Genomic DNA, 20,408 nt, shown 5'->3' on the forward strand with positions numbered 1-20,408 from the left:
GAATGGAGGAGTGGTCAAGATGCGTGTGCAAAGCTTGTCGATACAGGGCAGCGGAGTCTGGAATGAGGATGCGGTCATTCAGAATGATGTTCAGCGCATCTACGGTGTTATTGACGGAGCTACCTCGCTCGTCCCTTTTCGTGGGCCGAAGGGGGAGACCGGCGGACGGCTTGCATCGGAGCTGTTGAAGCGATTTTTCGAACAGGTTCCGGCGGATGATACCCGGGATCTGGAACAGTTGACGCGGGAAGCGAACCGGATGCTCGGGCTTGAAATGCAGTCAAACGGCATTCCTCTCGATGAGAAAGATCAGCTGTGGACAGCCGGCCTTGCCGTGGTGCGGATAACCGATCACTATGTTGAATACGTGCAGTCCGGAGACTGCATGATTATGGGAGCTTATACGGACGGGGCTGTCCGGATGGTAACGAAGGACCATGTGGCACATATTGACTCGGAGTCCAAGCAGATATGGAAGGAAGCGATCGGATCGGGCGTCCGGTCGAAAGACAAGCTGTGGGAAATGGTCAAGCCCCGGATTTTGAAAAATAAAGAGAAGATGAACACCCCCCAGGGCTACTCCGTTCTTAACGGACGTTCCGATGCGGAGCTGTTCATTGAATATGGCAAAATCAATCGCATCCGGCTGGAAGAGCTGCTGCTTCATACCGACGGGTTATACTACCCGGAGGGGCTAATGGAAGAGTTGCAGTCCCCGGAGGAAGCTCTGTTCCGGCAAATGAAGACGTCAGGCTTGACGGATTATGCCCAGTGGCTCGTGAATCTGGAGAACAGTGATCCGGAGTGCATTGAATATCCGCGCTTCAAAATATCCGATGATAAATCTGCGGTATGGATTGAACTGGACTAACTCGTTTGGGACCTGTTCGAGACCTGTGTGCAGGGCTGAAGGTCGTGATCCATGTTTACCTGAATGACCGTGATGCGCACAATAGGGATGTTATGTTTCCATCGGCGAGTGGTAAAGAGGAGTGAGCTCCTTTTTGCCACTCGTTTTTTTGCTAGCAACAAGCCCCTCTACAGCTGGTGGCGGAAGAGAAATATAGCTCTCTTCAACATATGTTGCTTCAGGCAACATATTTTACCGGACAACACTGTATTCACTTCACTCTACTATTACAGTCTATTGCAAAACTGTTTCTGTAGACCCACCAGCATTTGGTTTTGTATCATAGAAGCTGTTCTAAGAGGGAGGCAGAAAACGTGGAAATCTATCAGGATATTAAACAGGGGGAAAAAGGGGCCTGGCTTAGTATCATTGCCTATATCGCTCTATCAGCTATCAAGCTGGTGGTTGGCGCAACCGCCGGTTCGGAGGCGCTGCTGGCTGACGGGTATAACAACGCGACGGATATTGTTGCGTCAATCGCCGTGCTGGTAGGGTTGAAAATATCACGCAAGCCGCCGGATCGCGATCACCGGTACGGGCATTTCAGAGCCGAGACGGTAGCCGCGCTGATCGCATCGTTTATTATGGCCGTGGTCGGAATTCAAGTGCTGTATCAAGCCGTTTCCAAACTGTTTGCGTCCGGCACGGAGTCGCCGGATATGATTTCGGCATGGACCGCCATATTCTCGGCAGCGGTCATGCTGCTCGTATACCGTTACAATTCGCGTCTGGCTCGCCGTATTAACAGCAAGGCGCTTATGGCCGCCGCTGCGGACAACCGTTCCGACGCCTTGGTCAGCATCGGGGCCTTTGCCGGCATCATCGGTGCCATTGTGGGCTGGGTGTGGCTGGATCCGTTGGCGGCAGTCATTGTGGGCCTGATCATATGCAAAACGGCATGGGGGATTTTCAAAGACGCATCGCACGCGCTTACCGACGGTTTTGACGAGAACGAGCTTGCGGGCATCAAGGATACCATCATGACCAGCCCGGGTGTCAAAGGCGTTAAAGACATCAAAGCGAGAGTGCTCGGAAGTCATGTCCTTGTCGATGTGACGATTCAGGTGCAGCATCATTTGAACGTGGTGGAAAGCCATGCAATTACCGAGGTAATCGAGGAGCGGCTGCTGGATCGGCATCAAATATCCCATGCGCATATTCATATTGAGCCTTTTGAGGCGGAAGCAAGCCAAGCCTGATGATGTGATGGCCTGGGTGCCTCATTATCGTAAGAAGGCGCGTTTTTGATAAAAAAATACAGTCTTTTCCCCGCGGAGTTTGTTACAATGAGGTCAAGTATCAAGGATGCATAGCAGTCTCATCATCTGTGTAAGGGGGATGAGGGCATGGAGAATGCTGCCATTGTTCAACAGGCGATTGATTTCATTGAGGACAACCTGCAGGAACATTTGGAGCTGGAAGAAATTGCAGGTTCGGCCGCGATTTCGCTGCCGCATTTATACCGGCTCTTCTATGCGTTGACCGGTCACCCCATCAAGGAATATATCCGCAAAAGGAGAACGAGCGAGGCTGCCGCTGCTTTGCGGGATACGTCCATGCCGGTGGCGGATATCGGATATCGCTGCGGATTTGACAGCTACCGGGCATTTCATAACAGCTTCAAGCGATACACGGGGCTCACACCGGGGGCTTATCGGAATTCCGGGCTCTATTATAACTTTGGGCGAATAGGTCTTCCTGTTGAAGCTACCTTACATACTACCTGCAGATCGGCAGGTGTTGGCCCGGAAGTCAAGCTGCTGCAGGCCGAGTCGTTGAGCGGATGGGGATTATTGTATGCCGGTAAGCAAGCGATCGGACTGGAAAGGGAGGCGCTTGCCTGTTTCCGCAAACGTCTGGCAGAGCATGGATGGGATGAACGGGGGCTGAGGGTATTCGGATGGAATGTCGATCTTGACCGGGATGAGGACGCTTATGGCTACCAGCTGGTTGCTGTTAGGGCTAAGTCCGAATCGGGCAACCTGGAGCCAGGCGGTTCCGGGCTTGAGCGGGTGGAGGTGAAAGGCGGGCAATATGCCACCGTGCAGATTACGGACGCCAGTGATGATGCGGGCATCCTCCATGCCTGGAACCGGCTGTACTCACAATGGCTTCCACGCAGCGTGTTTGAGCCTGGAGCTAGCGGATTTATGGAGGAATATGAGCTGGACGGTGATCGTATCGTTCGCATGAAGCTGTATCTATCCGTGAAGAGGAGCCTATCAGCCCGGTCTATTGCTATTGAGCAGCGCCCGCCGCTGACGATCATGTCCTTTCAGGGACAGGGGGACGGCTGCATGGACCACGTTGAAGAGACTTCTACGGCCTGGCTGAAGAGGAGCGGACTGATAGGTCGGCCAGACCTGCGGGTGTACATGAGGTCTGAGGAAGGGCTGTCGGCAGTAGAAGGCCATGCCAGCGTCTATGAGGTCGGCATTGCTTTGCCGGAAGGATACCGGATTCCCCGGGAAGAACGGTCCTCCATCAGCACGCTTGCAGGCGGCAGTTATGCTTGTGTGACTACGGCCGCGTACGGTTCAATGACCGGCGTGCTGAGCGATTTACATGACTGGCTCGCGTCAGCGGCAGGCTTTGAGCTTGATTCGGAACGAACATGGTTTGCCGAGTATGGCGCCGACGAAGGCGGGGGTCTGGACCGAGGGATGCGGTCAGGCTCGATTCAAGTTAAATGCTGCGTGCCGATTAGGACGAGAAGTTAGAAGGGGGACATGCAAGGATGTCTTATAACAACCGATTGCCGGAAGGATACCGACCGTTTACGGCTCCTAAAATGTTGAAGCTGATTCATGGAGGGAAAGCGATGGATGAACCAAACGAAGTGTTGCAGGCGAAACAGCAAGCGTCACCGATCCAAAACAAAGTCGGAAATATCTTCATTCCGGTACGCGACATTGAGCGGTCCCGGGCGTGGTATTGTCGGGTGCTCGGATTGAACGTGGAAGATTGTGCGATTATGAACGGTCATTTATGCCCGCTTCCGATGGAAGGCACGGGCTTGATTCTGGACACGATGCCGAAATGGGGAGGCGACCGGCCGGAAGGCGCGCCGGTGATCGATACGCCGGCTTTCATGCTCATGACCCGCGATCTTCCGGCTGCATTTGCTTATATGAAACAGCTGGGTGCGGAGCTGGTGAGCGAGATTGAGCATGACCATTGGTTTGTGGTGAAGGATCCGGACGGAAACAAGCTGATGATCTGCAAGGTGTAACCGGAGTATAATTCGACAGATTCGCGCCTATCCTGAATCTAAAATATAAAAAAATAGGATGGGCGATCGTATGTACAACCTGGAATCCAGGCTTGAAAATGTCGAGGATTTATTTTTGAGCATCGACAGTTACCTGTGTCAATTTGATTTTACACTGGCGGGGAATTGGGATTATAAGCACGGTTATTTGGATAAACGCCTGGACTCGGAGCGAATGGTCTGGCTTCGGATTCCGTTTCATGTGATTCGGGGGGCGCTCGATGGCGAATGCGGCGGCTGCAGGGCAACCGTAAGGCTGGGCCGACCGTATGTATTTAAGCATGTGTATAACACAGGCACGGACAAACATGCGGCCCCCCGTTTGATTGGGGCGCTCTTTGACCAGTTTCAGGCCCCGCTCGATCCAGATGCGTCGCTTGAGGATGTGTGGATAGAGCGGGCGCGCCAAGCCTTGATGGAAGTGGAACAGGGATATTTTCAGTAAGTGTCAGGAAGCTCGGCGCTGTTATTGCCGAGCTTCCTGCTTGTTGTCGCGGATATCTTTTGGACGTCAGGGAGTCGGGCCTGCCTTATCTGCCGGTATCTCACCTTTGTAAGCAAGCTGATTCACGGTTTTTCTGTGGAGATGCTTGTTTTTTTGTATTGGAGGGAGCATCGACTTCAACGGCGCAATTGTTAAAAAATGAGAACAAAACAAAAAACATATTGAAATCATGGAACATGTCAATTACAATAAATTCAACGAAACTACCATACTAGTTATACTAGTATTGCAGAAACGAGTCCAAGGTGAAGGACGGCGAGCATTTCAAAGCCATCCTGCAATTCATCGACAGGTTCTATTACAGTGACGAAGGTCAAGATTTCGCCAAATGGGGCGTGGAAGGTGAAACCTATACCAAGGCGAACGGGGTTCGCAAGCTGCTCGATGACATTAACTATAACGGACTGAATCCTACGGGCACCAAGGATCTTCGCATTGAATACGGCTTCTCCGGCGGCGTATTTGCTTATGGCGGCACAACGGAGCTGCTGCATTCCATGTTCACGGAAGAAGAGATTCGATTCCAGGAAGATATAAAAAAGACAAAGACCGTGCTTCCTCCGGATCCGCCGATTCCATACTCTGTGGAAGAGCGTAAGCGGGCGACGCTGCTCAGCACGCCGCTGAAAGACTATACGGATCAGAATACATTCAAATTTATACTGGGCAAGCGCAGCTTGTCCGAGTTCGATAATTTGTGGAGGAGCTGAGGAATCAGGGCATGGACACCTATGTAGAGCTTGCAAACCAAAAATATAAAGCGTACAAGGAGAGCAAGGACAACCAGTGATTAATAGGTTGCCGTGTAGCACTAGAAACGGCAGCCTGCTTTACTCAGGGCGAGTATATGTAAAGGGGCGGTGTCCATTGAACTATACGGTAGCACATATCATCCGCAGGCTGACGGAACCAGCGGATATAAGTCAATTGGAAGTAGACCGGCTTCTGTTCGGCCATTCGGATATGGTTGTCCACGGCGTCGCGGTCACCTTCATGGCTTCTTATGGCGCGATACGTGAAGCCCGGAATGCCGGGGCCAATTTAATACTGTCGCACGAGGGACCGTTCTACAGCCATCGGCATGCAGAACCGATAGAGGAGGAAAGCGGGTATAACAGTGTTCGCGACATGAAGCTGGAGCTGATCAGCGGCGGGGAAATAGCTATCTTCCGATTTCATGACATCCCGCATCGCTACAACCCGGATCTGATCACGCAGGCATTGCTTCAAGCTGTGCAGTGGGATCACTATTCGGTACGATACTCCCCCTATGCTGCCATCGTTCGGCTCCCGGAGCCGCTGACCGTTCAAGCTATCGGGGAAGAGGTCAAGCAGAAACTGAATCTCCCTTATGTGCGGCTTGTCGGCCGCAGACCGATGCGATGCAGCACAATTGCTGTTTCTGTCGGCTACAGGGGCGGGAGCGATCAGACCATTCCGCTGTATGAACAGGATCAAGTTGATCTGGTCATCACCGGGGAAGGGCCGGAATGGGAGACGCCCGAGTATATTCGTGATGCCCTGGACCAGGGGAAGGAACGGGCACTGCTGCTGCTCGGGCATTGCGCAAGTGAAGAACCGGGGATGCGAAGGACGGCGGCGCTAATTCGGGATGCCTTTCCAGAGCTGCCGGTGCATTTTATCGCGATGAGACCTTTGATTGAAATTATTTAAGGTCAACTATATAGTGAAGGTGGTCATAATCATAGAGAGAGAAGAAAATAGATTTTCGAAAGAAGAGGTACTGTATGTCGACAGAACAATTAATTAAAGGCTCAACCCGGGCCTACTCATATCATGTGCTGAAGGAGCAGATCCTTCAGCTGAAGCTGGAGCCGGGAACGAAAATATCCGAGAAGGAAATTGCGGAGCAGTTGAATGTTAGCCGGACGCCGGTTCGCGAAGCTTTCATGAAGCTGGCCGAGGAAGAGCTGCTGGATATCATTCCGCAGAGCGGGACCGTTGTGTCGCGAATCAATCTGGCGCATGTGGAGGAAGGTCGGTTCATTCGCGAGAAGATTGAGAAGGAAATCGTGGCGCTGGCTTGCGATTCTTTTGGCGAGGATTTTCGCTTTCGGATGGAGACGAACATCTATATGCAGGATGTGTGTTCCACCCAAAAAAACTTCAACAAGCTGTTTGAGCTGGACGAGGAGTTCCACCAAATCCTGTTTGATGCTACTGGCAAAGAACGCACCTGGAAGATGCTGCAGCAGCTGAACATTCACTTCAACCGTCTGCGGCTGCTTCGGCTTGCGAAGGATTCCAATTGGGAGGATATCATCCAGCAGCATAAGGAGCTGTACAGATTGATTGTGAATCAGGAGAAGGACCAGGCGATGAGGATTATGGAGAATCACTTGCGGCTCGTGGTATTTGACCAGGATATATTGAAGGAGAAGTTTCCTCATTATTTTATTTAAGGCAAGCGCGAGCGCAGTTAAGTTGTGGATTGAACGACCTAGGGCAGCGTGTGCGATGGTTCGCGCTCCACTCGCGTGAGCTCGGGTTTAACTTTCACAGCAGGAGAGGGGATTGAGGATGATGAGTCAAGGGGTTAGACTTCCTTATTCAACAGCAGACCGGTGCTGGCTGAGATACTCGCATCAAGCTCTACGGACCGGAATGGAGCTGTTGTCCAGCATCGTGGTGCAGCATTCGTCTGCAGTGATGGATTCAGCATTGCAGGAGCTAGTATACGGAATCAAGGAGATGAGGGGTGCAGAGCCGAATATCTGCCGCGATCCGGCGTCAGTGTCCGGAAGCTTCGTCAGACTCGCTGTACTGGACGAGGCGCTGCCGGAGGCATGGTCGCAAGCCGGACAGATTCAGGGCCTGAACGATGAAGGCTACGGCATTCATGCTGTACAGCAGGATGGGGCAGTGCAGCTCTATGTCGTGGGGCGGACGGATAGAGGCGTGCTGTACGGGGTGTTTCATCTGCTGCGCCTGCTCCAGAGCGGGGCGGACCCGGCCGCACTGCATGTCCTGGAGCAGCCGCGTAACCGGCTGCGGATGCTGAATCATTGGGACAATATGGACGGCTCGATTGAGCGGGGATATGCGGGAAACTCGATATTTTTCGAAGAGGGCCGCTTTGTCCGGGATGACAGCAGAATACGGGATTATGCAAGAATGCTTGCCTCGATCGGGATCAATAGCGTTTCCATTAACAACGTCAATGTGCACCGCACGGAGACGATGCTGATTACACCGGAATTTCTGCCTGATGTGGCACGGGTGGCGGATATCTTTCGCAGCTATGGGATTACGACCTATCTGAGCATCAATTATGCCAGTCCGATCACCATCGGGGACCTGGATACAGCCGATCCGCTGGACGATCGCGTGCGGGCATGGTGGAAGGAGAGGGCGAGTGACATTTACAGCTATATTCCGGATTTTGGCGGATTTGTCGTGAAGGCGGATTCGGAGCATCGTCCGGGGCCGTTTACGTACAATCGGACGCATGCGGAAGGGGCGAACATGCTGGGCGAGGCGCTCCGGCCGTACGGAGGTGTCGTCATCTGGAGATGCTTCGTATACAACTGCCTGCAGGACTGGCGGGATCGGAAGACCGACCGGGCACGGGCAGCTTACGATCACTTCAAGCCGCTTGACGGGCAATTTATGGAGAATGTCATTTTGCAAATTAAAAACGGTCCGATGGACTTCCAGGTGCGCGAGGCGGTATCTCCGCTGCTTGGGGCGATGCCCAAGACCAATCAGATGCTGGAGTTCCAGATCACGCAGGAATATACCGGGCAGCAGAAGCATCTGTGTTACCTGGTTCCGCAATGGAAGGAGATTCTCGACTTTGATACGTATGCCGCAGGCGAAGGTGCAACCGTCAAACGTGCGGTATCCGGGGAGCTGTATCGATACGCTTACAGCGGCATCACCGCAGTTGTGAATGTGGGCAGCGATGATAATTGGACCGGTCACACGCTGGCACAGGCCAATCTGTATGGCTATGGACGCCTGACCTGGAATCCGGATCTGACCGAGGAGGAGATCACATCGGAATGGATCCATCTGACCTTCGGGGCAAGTGCAGACATCCACCGTGAGCTCGGAGCGATGCTGGCTGAATCCTGGCGAATCTATGAGAGCTACACGTCGCCGCTCGGTGTTGGATGGATGGTGAATCCCGGGCATCATTATGGGCCGAATGTGGACGGGTATGAGTATTCGGTATGGGGCACGTATCATTATGCCGACTGTCACGGAATTGGGGTAAACCGGACGGTAAAAGACGGAACCGGCTATACCGCCCAATACTTTCCAGAGAATGCGGATCTGTACGAGTCGCTGGATGCCTGCCCGGATGAACTGCTGTTATTTTTCCACCATGTGCCGTATACGCATGTGCTTCGTTCCGGCCAAACGGTGATTCAGCATATTTACGATTCCCATTTTGAAGGCGTGGAGAAGGTGCAGGAGCTGATATCGCGCTGGAGCAAGCTGGAAGGACAGATGGATCACGAACGTTACGCCGGGGTGATGAGCCGGCTTGAGCATCAGCTCGAGCATGCGAAGGAATGGCGGGATGTGATCAACACGTATTTTTACCGCAAATCCGGCATACCGGATCAGCAGGGGCGCACAATCTATTGAGCTGCTGTGCTGAGGGCATCCTAACAACATAACAAAATGCAAGACCGACAGACCTGAGCACACCTGTGGATCATAAGGGGACGTGCTTGTCATTCAGACAGGTGAACGCTTTGTCCGGCAATCCATTAGAATACCTAAGTGGGAGCGACATCCCGATCATTCCAAGCCCTGGAATGATCGGGATGTTTTTGTGTGCATAATGGCCGCTTGCGATGTTGCGCGGGGCAGCCAAAATTGTAGATTGACGATGGATTTAAAAGAAAGTAGACTAGTTCGTAATAACGTTATTATATTTAACATAACGAAAATAACATCATTCCAGCTTCATCCTGCAAGCTCCAGAATGAGTGACCCGATGCGCAATGCCTGCAACAAGCTTGCTGACATGATTTCATTGAAAATAAGTGAAAAGGAAGGGTATGCCATGGATTACAAAAACGCCTCACTCTCACCCAGACAGCGCACGGAGGACCTGCTCAAGCGCATGACCGCTGAAGAGAAGATCGGTCAGCTGGTGCAGCCTTTCGGCTGGAAGACGTATACGAAAAATGAAGACAACACGATTGAAGTTACCGATGAATTCAAGGCGCAGATCGCTCAAGGCGGAATCGGCTCCCTGTACGGCACGTTGCGGGCCGATCCGTGGACGGAGGTGACGCTGGAGAACGGTCTGTCTCCGAAAGAAGGAGCCGAGGCCATCAACACGATTCAGCGTTATGTCCTTGAAAACTCCAGGCTCGGCATTCCGATTCTGTTCGGCGAAGAATGCTCTCACGGGCATATGGCGATCGGGGCAACGGTGTTCCCGGTGCCGCTGACAATCGGCAGCACATGGAACACCGAGCTGTACCGCGAGATGTGCCGCGCTGTTGCAGCCGAAACCCGGAGCCAGGGCGGGGCGGCGACTTATTCGCCGGTGCTGGACGTTGTGCGCGATCCGCGCTGGGGCCGGACGGAGGAGACGTTCGGCGAGGATCCTCATCTGGTGGCCGAATTCGCAGTCGCCTCGATTCAAGGCCTGCAAGGCGAGCGCCTTGACGGGGAGGACAGCCTTCTCGCTACGCTGAAGCATTTTGTAGCTTATGGCGCTTCGGAAGGCGGACGCAACGGCGCACCTGTCCATATGGGCCTGCGAGAATTGCATGAGGTGGACCTGCATCCGTTCAAGAAAGCGGTGGAGGCCGGCGCAATGTCGGTCATGCCTGCCTACAACGAGATTGACGGCGTCCCGTGCACGAATAACAAATATTTGCTCCATGACGTGCTGCGTGAGCAATGGGGCTTCGACGGATTCATCATTACCGACTGCGGAGCTATTAACATGCTGGTTAGCGGTCACAATACCGCGGCAACCGGGGAAGAGGCCGCAGCCCAAGCGCTTAAAGCGGGAATCGACATGGAGATGTCCGGAACGATGTTCCGCACTTATCTGTTAAAGGCGCTGGAAGCGGGGCTTGTAACTGAAGAAGAGCTGGATCTGGCGGCAGGCCGAGTGCTTGAAATGAAATTCCGCCTCGGGCTGTTTGACCGTCCATACACGGATCCAGAGCGCGCCGAACAGATCATTGGCAGCCAGGCACATGCTGATCTTGCCCGTCAGGTGGCAGCTGAAGGGGTGATCCTGCTTAAAAATGAAGGCGCAACCCTTCCGCTCCGCGCGGACATGGGCAAAATCGCGGTCATTGGCCCGAATGCGAATACGCCGTACAATCAGCTCGGCGATTACACGTCTCCGCAAGCACCAGGACAAATCGTTACCGTGCTGGAGGGCATTCGCAGTCGGTTTGGAGACGATGCGGATCACCGCGTCCTGTATGCTCCGGGCTGCCGGATCAAAGGCGATTCCCGCGAAGGCTTTGCCTACGCGCTGGAGTGTGCTTCCCAGGCCGATGTAGTGGTGATGGCCATCGGCGGCTCGAGCGCCAGAGACTTTGGCGAAGGCACGATTGACTTACGGACCGGAGCCTCGGTCGTTACCGAGCATTCCTGGAGCGATATGGAATGCGGGGAAGGTATTGACCGCGCTACCCTGCAGCTGATGGGCGTGCAGCTGGAACTCGTACAGGAGATCCACAAGCTAGGCAAGCCGGTGGTCGTGGTGTACATCAACGGCCGGCCGATTACAGAGCCGTGGATTGACGAGCATGCGCATGCCATCGTAGAGGCCTGGTACCCGGGACAGGAGGGCGGCCATGCGATTGCCGATATTCTGTTCGGGGATGTGAATCCGTCCGGGCGGCTGACGGTGTCCATTCCGAAGGAAGTCGGCCAGCTGCCGGTCAATTATAATGCCAAGCGGACGCGCGGCAAACGTTACCTGGAGACCGATCTTGAGCCAAGATATCCGTTTGGGTACGGGCTGAGCTATACCCGCTTCGAATACAGCAATCTGACCGTAGAGCCGGCAGTCATTCCGGTTGACGGCGAAACGACCGTCCGCATTGATGTCACGAATGCCGGGGACCGGGAAGGTGCGGAGGTCGTGCAGCTGTACATTTCCGATCTGGCAGCTTCCGTTACGCGTCCGGAGAAGGCGCTCAAGGGCTTCAGGAAAATCCGGCTTGGGGCCGGTGAAACCAGGACGGTGTCATTCACCATCGGCCGTGAGCAGCTGGAATTGATCGGAATGGACTTGAAGCCGGTCGTGGAACCAGGCGAATTCCGCATCATGGTCGGTCCGGACTCGACAAGAGGCGAGACGGCGAGCCTGCGGGTTCAAGAATAGAGAGGACGGTGGCCGAGCTTGAGCAGAATTCAACGATTTATTAAATTTTTGGCGCAGTATGAATGGCGGGAAGAGATTCCGCTGCCCGAATGGGAAGTCCAGAGAGCTGAGTATATCCAGCCTGGCGAATATCGGTATGAAACGGAGAGCTCCAGCGTGGAAAATGTAGAGCGTCTCCGCAGCACGTACGGCACGACCTATTTCCTTCGCTTGCAGCCGGAAATTCCGGCGGCATGGGGAGCCGATGAAACGGCGCTTGTATTCGAAGCGGGGGGAGAAGGCCTGCTTCGATTGAACGGCGAGGCGTATCACGGACTGGATCGCAATCATACGTATGTGCCATTGCCCATAGCTGCGGCAGGCAGAACCCCGCTGCTCGAAATCGAGCTGTATGATCCGATCCCTGAGCCTTGGGACCCGCTGAATCGCCAGGCGGTGATCAACCCGCCGATCAGCGGGATCAGCAGTAAGCTGGTTCGTGTGAACTACCCGGTGCAGCGGCTTAAGCACAGCGTGACGGTCGCGGCCATGGCCGCCCGGCTGCTGCCGGAAGGAGATATGCGCCGCATCCGCACAGAGCAGGCGCTGGAACAAGCGATGGACGCGCTGTACGGCTCGGACCCTTCACGGCTGGAATCCGAAGAGCTCGTAAGCGGCGTGGAGCAGCAGCTGTCCGAGGCCGTTGCGAGCCAGATGCCAGCAGATGCAATTCCAGGCACGATGCACATGGTGGGACAGTCGCATATCGACATCGCCTGGCTGTGGCCGGTAAGGGAAACCGTACGCAAGGTGAGCCGCACCTTCTCGACAGTGTGCGCGTTAATGGACCGGTACCCGGACTTCAAGTATTCTCAGAGCCAGCCGATCCTGTATGCCTTTGTGAAAGACAACAATCCGGAGCTGTATGAGCGGATCAAGCAGAGAATTGCCGATGGCCGCTGGGAGCTGGTTGGCGGCATGTGGGTAGAGCCTGACCTGAACATTCCGAGCGGGGAGTCGCTCGTTCGTCAGATGCTGTATGGGCAAAGGTTCTTCGAGCGAGAGTTCGGCAAGCGCTCCGCGATTGAGTGGCTGCCGGATACGTTCGGTTACTGCGCATCGCTGCCGCAGCTGCTCAAGCTGGCCGGCATTGACTATTTCATGACAACCAAGCTCGGATGGAATGACACGAACAAGTTCCCTTATGATCTGTTCCACTGGGTCGGGATCGACGGAACCTCCATCGTGGCCTATCAGAATCATGGTGTAAACGAGCATACGCATCCGAAGGATGTACACGAACACTGGGCCTCGTTCCGTCAGAAGGACGAGATCAATGAACTGATGCTGCTGTACGGACATGGCGATGGCGGCGGCGGTGTGACCCATGAGATGGTGGAGTATGTGGAACGCGCGCATCTGATGCCTGGACAGCCGCTGAGCCGGTTTGCTACCGCCGCGGATTTCTTCGGTGCGATCGCTAAGCGCAATCCCGATCTGCCGCAGTGGCACGGGGATCTGTACTTGGAGCTGCACCGCGGAACCTATACGACCCATGCGCGGAACAAGCGGAATAACCGCAAGGCCGAGGCGCTGTATCGCGAAGCGGAAATATGGAGCGCCCTTGCCATCGGGGATGAGCAGCAAGGAACGCGGACCAAACAGGCGCTCGACAAGGGCTGGGAGCTGATGCTGCTCAATCAGTTCCACGACATAATTCCGGGCACCTCGATTCCTGAAGTGTACTTCACTTCGGCCAAGGAATATGAGCGGATCTTCGACATTGGACAAGCCGAGCTGGATCAAACGCTCAGCGCTGTGGTGACGAAGATGATCGGCGGACAGCATGAAGGCGAGCCCTATGTCGTGTTCAACAGCCTCGGCTGGGAACGCGAGGAGATTGTCATATTGGATGCTGAGCAGTGGAGAGGGCGGGCGCCTTACGATGCTGCCGGGCCGATGCAGTATGATCTGCTGCCGCCCGAGACGGAGGATGGCGCCGGGCGGCTTGCTGTTCGCGTCACCGGCATTCCGGCGTTTGGCAGCAAGACCTTCTGGCTCAGAGAGACTGAAGAAGTGACGGAGAAGGCTTTGACGGGCGCTGAGGGCACGCTCTCCGCAAATGCCCCGGTTCCAGAACAATGGGATACAGCGCATTACCTCCTGAAATTCAACGCGCGGGGAGAAATCACAAGCTGGTACGACAAGGCCGCAGGGCGTGAGCTGATTGCGCCTGGTGGCAAAGGGAATGAGCTTCAATTCTTCCATGACACGCCGACCTACTGGGATGCGTGGGATATCGATCCGCGCTACGAGAGCCAGCCGGCCGGGACCGCGGAATTGCTGGAAAGCGAAGTGATGCAGCGCGGCTCGGTCATGGATGTGCTCCGTTTTCGCTGGAAGCTGAACGCGTCCATCATTGACCAGGAAATTATGCTGTACCATCATCGGCGCCGCGTGGACTTCCGCACCAAGGTCGACTGGCACGAGAGTCACAAGCTGCTTAAAGTGGCGTTTCCGGTTGACATCGTGGCCTCGAAGGCCACGTATGAGATTCCGTTTGGCGCTTTGGAGCGTCCGACGCACCGCAATACAAGCTGGGATCAGGCTCAATTCGAGGTGTGCGGCCATCGCTGGGCAGATCTGTCCGAGGGCGGCTACGGGGTCAGTCTGCTGAATGATTGCAAGTACGGGTATGACATCAAAGACGGCGTCATGCGCCTGTCCCTGCTCCGGGCTCCGAAATGGCCGGATCAAGGAGCCGATCAAGGGAAGCACGAGTTCACCTATTCGCTGCTGCCGCATGAGAAGGATTGGCGGGAAGCCCATGTCGTAAGGGAAGCGGCCGAGCTGAATCAGGCGGTGGTTGCCGTGCAGGCACCGTCCGGGCAATCAGGCCGATTGCCAGCCGAGCACAGCTGGCTTCATCTGGAGAGCACGCATGTCATTCTGGACACGATCAAGAGAGCGGAGGACGGCAGCGGCACCATCCTGCGGTTGTATGAGTCCTCCGGCGGACGGGAGACCGTGACAATCAAGTGGCCGACACATCCGATCGACGTATCGGTTGTCAATCTGCTGGAGGACGAGATGGAGGACATCGCCACCGTGAACGGTGAAATCAACCTGTCTTTCCGGCCTTATGAAGTGAAAACCATCAAAATCAAACTGCAAGATCAGCATAAGGAGGTTTCATCAATTGGATAATTTCAAGCTGCCCCAAATCCCGATTCCCGGCTTTGAGCTGCCGCAAGCGGTGCGCGAGGTGCTGGAAGAAGCAAAAGTAAAGCTGGCGCATCGCCCGAAGCTGCTGCAGCAGTTTCTGAACTGTTTCCCCAATACCCTTGAGACAACAACAAAGCTGATGGACGACGGCACCACCTTTGTCATCACCGGGGATATCCCGGCGATGTGGCTTCGTGACTCGGTGGAGCAGGTGATTCACTATGTGCCGTTGGCAGAGAAGGATGCGGATTTGCAGCGCATCATCGGCGGGCTCGTGAAACGGCATATGATGTATGCCAGCCTTGATCTGTATGCCAATGCGTTCAACGAAACCGCGAACGGCTGGCATTGGGACGCCAATGACGAGACCGACATGTCGGCATGGGTATGGGAGCGCAAGTTCGAGCTGGATTCACTCTGCTTTACGATTCGGCTCGCCTATGCCTACTGGAAGGCAACCGGACGGAGCGACATATTTGACGAGCGGTTCAAAGGGGTAATGGAGGGCATCATCCGGCTGTGGCAGACCGAACAGCGGCATGCCGAGCAATCGGATTACCGGTTCCAGCGCCGGAATTGCCCTGCGATCGACACGCTTCGGAATCAAGGCCTCGGGATGCCGGTCAACTACACCGGCATGATCTGGTCCGGGTTTAGGCCGAGCGATGATGCCTGCGAGCTTCACTATAATATCCCGGCGAACATGTTTGCAGTCGTCAGTCTGCGTCAGATGAAGGAAATCGCCAAATGGGTGTTCCGGGATGAAGCGCTGGTGCGCACGATCGGTCAGCTGGAGGATGAGGTGCAGCACGGCATCCAGCTGTACGGAACGTATCGCCATCCGGAATTCGGGGTGATCTATGCCTATGAGACGGACGGCTATGGCAACTACTGCCTGATGGATGATGCGGGAACGCCAAGTCTGCTCTCGATTCCGTACCTCGGATATGTTGACAAGGATGATGAGATTTACCAGAACACGCGCCGGTTTATTCTGAGTAAACACAACCCGTACTACTACGAGGGTGCGGTGGCGAAGGGAATCGGAAGCCCGCATACGCCGCCAGGCTACATCTGGCATATGGCATTGTCGATGCAGGGGCTGACGGCCTCTACGGACGAGGAAAAACGCGAGATGATCGATCTGTTGGAAGCGACGGATGCAGGAACCGGGTTCATGCACGAAGGCTTCCATGCTGATAATCCGGAGATATACACGCGCCCTTGGTTCGCCTGGTCCAACAGCTTGTTTTCCCAGCTTGTCTATGAAGGCATGAAGAAAGGCATCGTCTGATCCGCCTCAATCCAGGTGGGGAAGAAGCCGAGATAAGATGAGCCTGAGAACGAGGACGGTGAAAGGTCGCACATGGATCGTAAAGTGATTTTCGCGCGGCCTGACGCTGTCCGTCATGGTGCTGGCTCAACCTTAGATAACAGATTTGGCTTGAAGCGGACACGCCCAGGCTTCCTTCCTATTCGGCAGCAGTACCGAATAAGGACGGGAGCAGCGGGACTGTCCGCTTTACCTGTATTTGAGAAGATCATCGCGCAGGAGGAGATGAAAGTGGGGGCAAGAAGCATGAAGAAGCGGCTATGGGTCAAGTCGATCTATCCGAAAATCGTGATCGGTTTTCTGCTGGCGATTGTGCCTGTATACGCCGCTGCCTTATACATGAACGAATCCGGCTCGGAAAGTGTGGAGCAGGAAATTACACAATCGCTGAATGCGCGCACCAACTTTTTTGTCCGCACACTGGAGCAGGAATTGCGGACAACCGTGCTGCTGATGAACGATCTGTCCCAGGATTCCGATCTGCAGAAGCTAAGCACTATCGCCCCGGCCATGACCAGGTACGAGTACTTTCAGTCCATCAATCGCCTGCAGGGCAAAATGCGGCTGCTGCAAAGCTCCAATCAATATATCCAGGAAGCCAAGGCTTATGTCCCGCTCATTGACAAGACGATCCAGCAGGTATCGTATGAGACAGCGATGCCGGTTGATCAGATGGAGGTGATGCTGAGAAAGCCGGATCGTGTCATCTACAAATGGGGGGATAAGCTTCAGCTCGGTATGGTGTATCCCGATCATCTTCGGGCAGGAAAACAGCCTAACTTTGTCATTGTGACCGAGCTGTCCGTGCCCAGAATGCAGAAGGCGCTGGAGCAGCTGGCGACCGGCAACGGCAGCTCGGTACTCATCGGCTCGGATGGAAGCTGGTCTGTCATGCCGGAGGGGGCGGGGAATATCGGTCACAGACTGATGGAGAACATCGATGTGGAAGCGCTGTCAAAGTCAGAGTTCTACAAGGAGCCTTACAACACAAAGGTCACGGTGGATGGCAGCAATTATTGGGTTAGCGTGGAGCGCTCGTCATTTCTGAATGCCGATCTGGTTGTTTATGTGCCGGAGGCGGAGTTTTTGGGGCCGCTGGCGAAATACCGGCTGCTGTTTTTCGGCCTTTCCGGCTTCTCGCTGCTGGTGGTCATTCTGTTCTCGGGCTGGATCTATCGCCGGATTCATCAGCCGCTGCACCGAATGGTCCGGGCATTTCGCAAGATGGACGTATCCAGTCCCCAGGCGGAGCTGCGCCACCGGCATAATGACGAGTTTCATTACCTGTATGAGCATTTCAACCTGATGGTGAAGCGGCTGCAGCTGCTCATTCAGGAGGTGTTTGAGCAGAAGATCCGATCTCAGCGCTCCGAGCTGAAGCAGCTGCAGTCGCAGATCAATCCGCATTTTTTATATAACAGCTTTTTCACGCTGCATCAGATGGGCCAGATGCAGGACTATGATAACATTGTGCGTTTCACCAAGCATCTGGGCGACTACTTCCGGTTCATCACGCGCAACAGTGCAGATGAGGTGCCGCTCGAAGCTGAGGTTGGACATGCCAAAGCTTACGTTGAAATTCAGAGCATCCGCTTCCATAACCGGATTTCGGCGCAGTGGGATGAGATCCCCACTTCCTGGAAGGGCTTGGCGGTGCCGCTGCTCATATTGCAGCCGCTGATTGAGAACGCGTATGAGCACGGACTTGAAGACAAGGAAGCGGATGGCCGGATTCGAATTCGAATGGACGGCAGTGAAGCGGATATGCTGCGCATCATAGTGGAGGATAACGGGGAACAGCTGACGGACGAGAAGCTGCTGGAGCTTCAGTCCATCACGTCAAGCCCGGATAACAAAGGCGAGATTACCGGCTTGTCCAACGTCCACCGCAGATTGCAACTGAAATTTGGTTCTGACAGCGGACTGGTATTCACAAGAAGCCGTCTGGGCGGATTGAAAATCGAAATGAGATTGCCTCGAATGAGAAAGGAGCAACCGTGATGAACAGTATGTATCGCATCTTAATTGTGGATGATGAGCCTTTTATTGTGAACGGTCTGGCAGACCTGTGCGAGCGCTCGGAGCATCTCAATCTGGAAATTCACAAGGCATACTCCGCGAGTGAGGCGCTGAGCTGGCTGAAGCGGACGAAGATGGACATCGTGCTGTCGGATATTAAAATGCCCGGCATGAGCGGGCTTGCGCTGCAGAAGGAAATCGTCAAACTATGGCCGCACTGCAAAGTCATCTTTTTGACCGGATACGATGATTTCAGTTACATCCAGGAAGCGATTCGGGAAGGCAGCGTCGACTATATTCTGAAGACGGAGGGAAATGACGCGGTTCTGAAAGCAATTGAGAAGACGATGGTGCTGCTTGATCAGGAGCTGGCGGCGGACAGCCTGATTGCGCGGGCGCGGGAAAATCTGCGGATGGCGCTGCCGTTCCTGCAGCAGCAATATATGCTGGAGCTGTTGCAGCGAGCGCCTGGACGCACCCGGAGAGAGGAGCTGGAGCAGCGATTTCGGGAGCTGGATATGAAGCTTGTGGCCGACAAGCCTTGCCTGGTGCTGCTGTGCCGGGTCGACAGCTGGAGTCACCTCGGCGGCCCAGCTGCGCAGCCGCTCCTGCTGTACGCCGTGCAAAATATTACGAGTGAGCTGCTGGCTCCGATGACAGTGAGCATGTCCGTGGAGTACGGGCGATCCAAATTGATCTGGATGCTGCAGTACAAAGGGGATCAGAGCGCACATCGCCTTACGCGCGAGAACGAGCCGATTGAGGACCGGGTAAAGCGGTTCGTACACGGCATGCTGGAGCAGATCCAGGAGACCTGCAAATCGCTGCTGAAACTGAAAACCTCGTTCGCTCTCGCCGGGGAATGGACGCCATGGGAGCATCTCTCCGATAAATTTGAGGATCTGAAATATTTGATGGACAGCGGGCTTGGCATCGGCCATGAGGTGCTGTTGACGGAGACGATGACGATCAATCGTCCGGAAAGCCAGCGGGATATCGGACGCTCGCGCATGCATTTGAAGCGAATGGACCTTCTGCGCGGGTGTCTGGAGAACGGAGACAAGGAGGAATTTCTGAAGCTGTTTCGGGAGGTGACGGATGCCTCTTGTTTTCCGCCAGAATATGAGCATCTGCTCAAGATGGAGGTCTATTACGGTCTCGTGTCTGTGTTCATGCCGTCCATCGTGGAGCTGGAATCGATCTGCCAGGTTGTGGAGGGAGGAGAAACCGTGGATTATATCCGGCTCACGCATCTGGAGGAGCATGATTCCTGGACAGAGGCGATCAGCTATTTCACCCGCCTGGCTGAAGTGATCTTCGGACAGAAGGAGCAGGGCAAGCAGGACCAGCAGCATGAGGTGATTGCCAAGGTCAAGGCCTATATCGAGGAGCATCTGGCGGGGGACTTGTCCTTGACACAGATCGGGGAGGCTGTTGGACATAACCCGTCCTACCTGTCTCGATTGTACAAGCAGGTGACCGGGGAGGGGTTGTCGGAGTCCATTAACGCAGCCAGATTGGCGAAGGCGAAGCAGCTGCTGGCGGAAACATCGGAGAAGATCCATGTCATCGCAGCAGCGGTAGGGTTCAGTTCACCGCCGTATTTTTATCGTTTTTTCAAAAAAACAACGCATCTGACCCCTCAGGAATACAGGGAACTGCAAAACAGGTAAAGAGAAGATACTAAAGTAAAAACCTTAAAGTAGATAGCCTTTTTCGCCTCACTTATACTGATTTCAAAGCAGCAGCAGCTTGCAGCACTCAGCAAAGACTGCTTGGGATAAACACCTGATGATCAGCAGAAATACGATATGTATTCGAGGA

At 54.5% G+C, this 20,408-nt stretch carries 14 protein-coding genes; all 14 read left to right on the forward strand.

The window, feature by feature from the left end; genetic code table 11:
* Positions 1-19: 19 nt before the first annotated feature.
* On the forward strand, positions 20-871 hold the full coding sequence (locus MKX64_RS21205) for a protein phosphatase 2C domain-containing protein (protein ID WP_095265293.1): 852 nt from the start codon (positions 20-22) through the stop codon (positions 869-871).
* Between the two features lie 353 nt (positions 872-1,224).
* Entirely contained in the window at positions 1,225-2,109 is an 885-nt protein-coding gene (locus tag MKX64_RS21210) for a cation diffusion facilitator family transporter (protein WP_095265292.1), read from the forward strand.
* Positions 2,110-2,256: 147 nt separating this feature from the next.
* The gene (locus tag MKX64_RS21215) at positions 2,257-3,630 is read left to right on the forward strand and encodes an AraC family transcriptional regulator (protein WP_095265291.1); all 1,374 of its coding nucleotides are present in this window, start codon (positions 2,257-2,259) and stop codon (positions 3,628-3,630) included.
* A gap of 17 nt (positions 3,631-3,647) precedes the next feature.
* Entirely contained in the window at positions 3,648-4,142 is a 495-nt protein-coding gene (locus tag MKX64_RS21220) for a VOC family protein (RefSeq protein ID WP_230875770.1), read from the forward strand.
* 70 nt (positions 4,143-4,212) lie between these two features.
* Complete coding sequence (locus MKX64_RS21225; RefSeq protein WP_095265290.1) at positions 4,213-4,626, forward strand: YugN family protein; 414 nt, start codon at positions 4,213-4,215, stop codon at positions 4,624-4,626.
* A gap of 305 nt (positions 4,627-4,931) precedes the next feature.
* Positions 4,932-5,396 carry a hypothetical protein gene (locus MKX64_RS21230; protein ID WP_244908161.1) on the forward strand — a complete coding sequence of 155 codons (465 nt, stop codon included), beginning with the start codon at positions 4,932-4,934 and terminating at the stop codon, positions 5,394-5,396.
* Positions 5,397-5,553: 157 nt separating this feature from the next.
* Positions 5,554-6,360, forward strand: a complete 807-nt coding sequence (locus tag MKX64_RS21235) for a Nif3-like dinuclear metal center hexameric protein (protein ID WP_341037290.1) — start codon at positions 5,554-5,556, stop codon at positions 6,358-6,360.
* A gap of 74 nt (positions 6,361-6,434) precedes the next feature.
* Positions 6,435-7,109, forward strand: a complete 675-nt coding sequence (locus tag MKX64_RS21240; RefSeq protein WP_095265288.1) for a GntR family transcriptional regulator — start codon at positions 6,435-6,437, stop codon at positions 7,107-7,109.
* A gap of 118 nt (positions 7,110-7,227) precedes the next feature.
* A complete protein-coding gene (locus MKX64_RS21245) occupies positions 7,228-9,303 on the forward strand; it encodes an alpha-glucuronidase family glycosyl hydrolase (protein WP_341037291.1) in 2,076 nt (691 codons plus the stop codon).
* Between the two features lie 424 nt (positions 9,304-9,727).
* Positions 9,728-12,028: a glycoside hydrolase family 3 N-terminal domain-containing protein gene (locus MKX64_RS21250; RefSeq protein ID WP_341037293.1), complete on the forward strand. Its 2,301-nt coding sequence runs from the start codon at positions 9,728-9,730 to the stop codon at positions 12,026-12,028.
* Between the two features lie 18 nt (positions 12,029-12,046).
* On the forward strand, positions 12,047-15,214 hold the full coding sequence (locus MKX64_RS21255) for an alpha-mannosidase (RefSeq protein WP_341037294.1): 3,168 nt from the start codon (positions 12,047-12,049) through the stop codon (positions 15,212-15,214).
* Positions 15,207-16,526, forward strand: coding sequence for a glycoside hydrolase family 125 protein (locus MKX64_RS21260; RefSeq protein WP_341037295.1), 1,320 nt, complete (start codon positions 15,207-15,209; stop codon positions 16,524-16,526). The genes MKX64_RS21255 and MKX64_RS21260 overlap by 8 nt, the downstream gene beginning before the upstream one ends.
* 270 nt (positions 16,527-16,796) lie before the next feature.
* Positions 16,797-18,566, forward strand: a complete 1,770-nt coding sequence (locus MKX64_RS21265) for a sensor histidine kinase (protein WP_341037296.1) — start codon at positions 16,797-16,799, stop codon at positions 18,564-18,566.
* A complete protein-coding gene (locus tag MKX64_RS21270; protein ID WP_341037297.1) occupies positions 18,566-20,257 on the forward strand; it encodes a response regulator transcription factor in 1,692 nt (563 codons plus the stop codon). Before MKX64_RS21265 ends, MKX64_RS21270 begins: the two co-directional genes overlap by 1 nt.
* Positions 20,258-20,408 lie beyond the last annotated feature (151 nt).

The sequence above is a fragment of the Paenibacillus sp. FSL M8-0334 genome, assembly GCF_038000405.1.
GTDB lineage: Bacteria > Bacillota > Bacilli > Paenibacillales > Paenibacillaceae > Paenibacillus_AQ > Paenibacillus_AQ campinasensis.